This is a genomic window from Streptococcus sp. 3613, assembly GCF_013277375.1.
GTDB classification, from domain to species: Bacteria; Bacillota; Bacilli; order Lactobacillales; family Streptococcaceae; genus Streptococcus; species Streptococcus pseudopneumoniae.
On sequence record NZ_VMMV01000127.1, the window covers coordinates 1 to 4,166 of the forward strand.

General features: G+C 41.3%; 2 protein-coding genes. One reads left to right on the forward strand and one right to left on the reverse strand.

Annotated features, from left to right (window positions below; translation table 11 throughout):
• Positions 1-481 precede the first annotated feature (481 nt).
• On the reverse strand, positions 482-2,806 hold the full coding sequence (gene pflB, locus HT708_RS11200; RefSeq protein ID WP_172926401.1) for a formate C-acetyltransferase: 2,325 nt from the start codon (positions 2,804-2,806) through the stop codon (positions 482-484).
• Positions 2,807-3,044: 238 nt separating this feature from the next.
• Between pflB and dinB the strand changes: the two genes are divergently transcribed.
• Positions 3,045-4,106: a DNA polymerase IV gene (gene dinB / locus HT708_RS11205; RefSeq protein ID WP_000904576.1), complete on the forward strand. Its 1,062-nt coding sequence runs from the start codon at positions 3,045-3,047 to the stop codon at positions 4,104-4,106.
• Positions 4,107-4,166: the final 60 nt, after the last annotated feature.

Consider the following 4,166-nt stretch of genomic DNA (forward strand, 5'->3'; position numbering starts at 1 on the left):
AATTACGCCAAAGCTCCATATACAACACCTAAACGAGATTAAAGAACAGCGAAATCCCTTGTGGCGCAAGGGGGTAGCTGCCCTTTTGTATTTTTTAAGTGATAAAGTCGGGATTATATCTTTAAATCCCGATCAGACATTTCAGTACCTGACTTATCCTCAATGAAAATCTCTTCAAACTGCGTCAGATCTATCTGCAACCTCAAAACAGTGTTTTGAGCAACCTGAGGATAGCTTCCTAGTTTGCTCTTTGATTTTCATTGAGGATTATTTTCAAATCCCCCCAACTCAACAAGTATCTTTGAATTCCAGTCAATTTCTAGCACTGTTTGAAACGTTTCAGCGGGCTATTTCAGATTCGGTCCACTATTCCTTTCCAAAAACATTGCATATTGCGCCGAAGGAATTGCTCACACTATCCCCAAGCACAAAACCCTCAGTCGACTGACCGAGGGTTCCTTTTCATTATTCAAGAACTTGATTAGCTCAATGCATCCAAGGCATCATCCATTGAAAGAACTTCGTGGAAGACACGTTGTGTCAATTCAGTTTTTTGTTCTGGAGTGAGGTATTTAGTGTTTACACAGTATCCAGAGATACGTACGATAACGTCTTCACCTGACATAATCTTTTCGTAAACATCGTTCAAGTCCATAACGTTCAAGTTAACGTGTTGTCCACCGTTTTCGAAGTAACCATCAAGGATTGTTACCAAGTTATCAACTTGTTCGTCACGAGTCTTACCAAGAGCGCGAGGTGATACTTGTGTAGTCAATGAGATACCATCAGCTGCATAACTAAAGTCAAGGCTAGAAAGTGAATTCAAGTTTTGCAACCATCCACCTTTAGCTTTGTTAGATGGGTTAGCACCTGGTGAGAAGAATTCAAGTTTAGACAAGTTCACAGAACCATCTTCGTTGAGGTATACACCTTTGTGGACTGGTGAGTTACCAGTTTGTTTAGAGTAAGCAACGTTAGATGTGATTGTCAAAAGTGATACAGTAGCTTCTGCGTCTTTGTAAAGTTTGTGGCTACGTAGACGAGTAGTGTAAGCTTCGATCAACCATTCTGCCAATTCGTTTGAACGTGGGTCATCTTCACCCCAACGTGGGTATTCACCGATTGTTTCGTAATCGTAGATATAGCCATTTTCGTCACGGATTGGTTTAACTGTAGCGTACTTAATAGCTGACAATGTGTCAACAGTGTTGGCAAATCCACAGATACCGAATCCCATGTTGGCACGTTGTTTAGTTGGCAAGAAGGCCATTTGAACAGCTTCGTAGTTGTATTTATCAGTCATGTAGTGAATGATGTTCAAGGCATCTACGTAAGTGTCAGTCAACCAGTCAAGAGATTTTTCAAAGTTAGCTTTAACTGATTCAAATTCAAGAACTTCGTCACGGATTGGTTCGATGTCAAATACTTTGTAGTCTTTGTGAACATCGTCGTAACCACCGTTCAAACCAGTAAGAAGGGCTTTCAATACGTTTACACGCGCACCGAAGTACTGGATGTTGTGGCGTTGTTCTTCATTTTCTGGGTCAAGTGGAGACACACAGCATGAGATACAACTCATTTCACCATATCCGTCTTTAGCCATTGTTGTTACACCTTCGTATTGGATAGAAGAGTGTTTGTGGCTCATGTGCATACAGTAGCGGCGGAAGTTGTATGGCAATTTATCAGTCCAAAGAACTGTCAAGTTTGGTTCTGGAGAGTTACCGATGTTGTCAAGAGTGTTCAAGAAACGGTAGTCCATCTTAGTAACACGGTGACGACCGTCGTTACCCATACCAGCCATAGAAGTTGTGATGAAAGTTGGGTCACCTGAGTACAATTGGTCGTAAGCTTTTGTCCGAGCAAATTTAACTGTACGAAGTTTCATAACGAAATCATCAACGAATTCTTGGATTTCTGATTCAGTAAATGTACCACGAGCAAGGTCACGTTCTGCAAAGATGTCCAAAACGATTGGTACACGTCCTAGAGATGTAGCAGCACCGTTGATAACACGGCAGACAGACATGAAGGCGATGTTAACCCATTGGATCGCTTCTTTAACGTTCATCGCTGGTTTGCGAACATCAACTCCGTAAAGGTCACCCAAGCGAACAACTTGTTGCAATGCTTGGTATTGAAGGTTGATTTCTTCACGAAGACGGATTGTTTCTTCATCAATTTCTTCGATTGCATTCCAGTCGTTTACTTTTTCTTGCATCAAGTAGTCTGCACCGTAAAGAGCAAGACGTGCGTAAACACCGATGATACGTCCGCGTGAGTATGCATCTGGAAGACCAGTTACAGTGTGTGCGTGACGTGCGCGACGAATGTTTGAAGTGTAGGCACGGAAGATACCGTCGTTAACTGTTGTTACGTATTTAATAAAGATTTCGTGAACAGCTGGATCTGGTTCGTATCCATTTTCTTTCAAAGTTGTTTCAGCCATACGGATACCACCTTTTGGCATGAAGTTCAATTTGAAGAGTTCATCGTTTTGGATACCGAAGATAACTTCATTTTCTTTATCGATAAATCCTGCTGGGATATCAGCGATAGATGTTGGACGAGTGTCCATTGGGAAACGAGTTTCTTCGTAGTGAGCCTTCGTTTCTTCTACAATTTTTTTGATGTGAAGTGAACGTTCTGTTGGTCCTGCAAGGAAGCTTTCGTCTCCATCGTAAGGTGTGTAGTTAGCTTGTACGAAGCGTGATACACTTGCTTTTTCTTTCCAATCTACGCCTTTGAAGCCTTCCCAAGCTTTGTCAAAAATATCTTGTGCTTCAACAACTGTTTTAACAACCATGTTAATGTCCTCTTTTTTCTTTCTAGTAACAACCATCTGTTACATTCATGAGACAAGTATACCATACAGTAACCGATTTCAACAAGTGGAAAATCCCTATTTTTACACTTTCTTTTCTAAAACAGTCTATATTTTATTTCAAACTGTATTATATTTTTGAAAAAATAAAGTCCTTTTTTCTTTTTTTCAGAAAAAAGGGTATAATAAAAGAAAATAAGCGGTAAAAAGGGGGCTAGGCATGTTGATTTTTCCTTTGTTAAATGATTTGTCAAGAAAAATCATCCATATTGACATGGATGCCTTTTTTGCTGCGGTGGAAATCAGAGATAATCCTAAACTCAGAGGAAAACCTGTCATTATCGGCAGTGACCCTCGGCAAACAGGTGGGCGGGGAGTCGTTTCTACCTGTAGCTATGAGGCACGAGCTTTTGGTATCCATTCAGCCATGAGCTCTAAGGAAGCCTATGAGCGTTGTCCCCAGGCCGTCTTCATCTCGGGGAATTATGAGAAATACAAAGCTGTGGGACTCCAGATTCGAGCTATCTTTAAGCGCTATACAGATTTAATAGAACCCATGAGCATTGACGAAGCCTATTTGGATGTGACAGAAAATAAACTCGGGATCAAGTCAGCGGTCAAAATTGCTCGCCTCATTCAAGAGGATATCTGGCAAGAACTCCATCTAACTGCTTCTGCTGGCGTTTCTTACAACAAATTCTTGGCTAAAATGGCCAGTGATTATCAAAAACCACATGGTTTGACAGTGATTCTACCTGACCAAGCTGAGGATTTCCTCAAACAAATGGATATTTCCAAGTTTCATGGAGTAGGAAAAAAGACTGTAGAACGTCTTCATCAAATGGGCGTTTTTACTGGCGCTGACCTACTTGAAGTCCCTGAAGTGACCCTAATAGATCGTTTTGGTAGACTGGGTTATGACCTTTATCGAAAGGCTCGTGGCATCCACAATTCCCCAGTCAAATCCAATCGCATCCGTAAGTCAATCGGGAAGGAGAAAACCTATGGGAAGATTCTCCGTGCCGAGGAAGATATCAAAAAAGAGCTGACTCTTCTATCAGAAAGAGTCGCTCTCAATCTCAGTCAACAAGAAAAATCTGGAAAAATTGTCATTTTGAAAATCCGCTACGAGGACTTTTCAACTCTCACTAAACGAAAAAGTCTAGCTCAAAAAACACAGGATGCTAGCCAGATAAGCCAAATAGCCCTACAACTCTATGAAGAATTAAGCGAGAAAGAAAGAGGTGTCCGCCTGCTGGGGATTACCGTGACTGGATTTTGAAACTCAATGAAAATCAAAGAGCAAACTAGGAAGCTAGCCGCAGGCTGCTCAAAACACTGT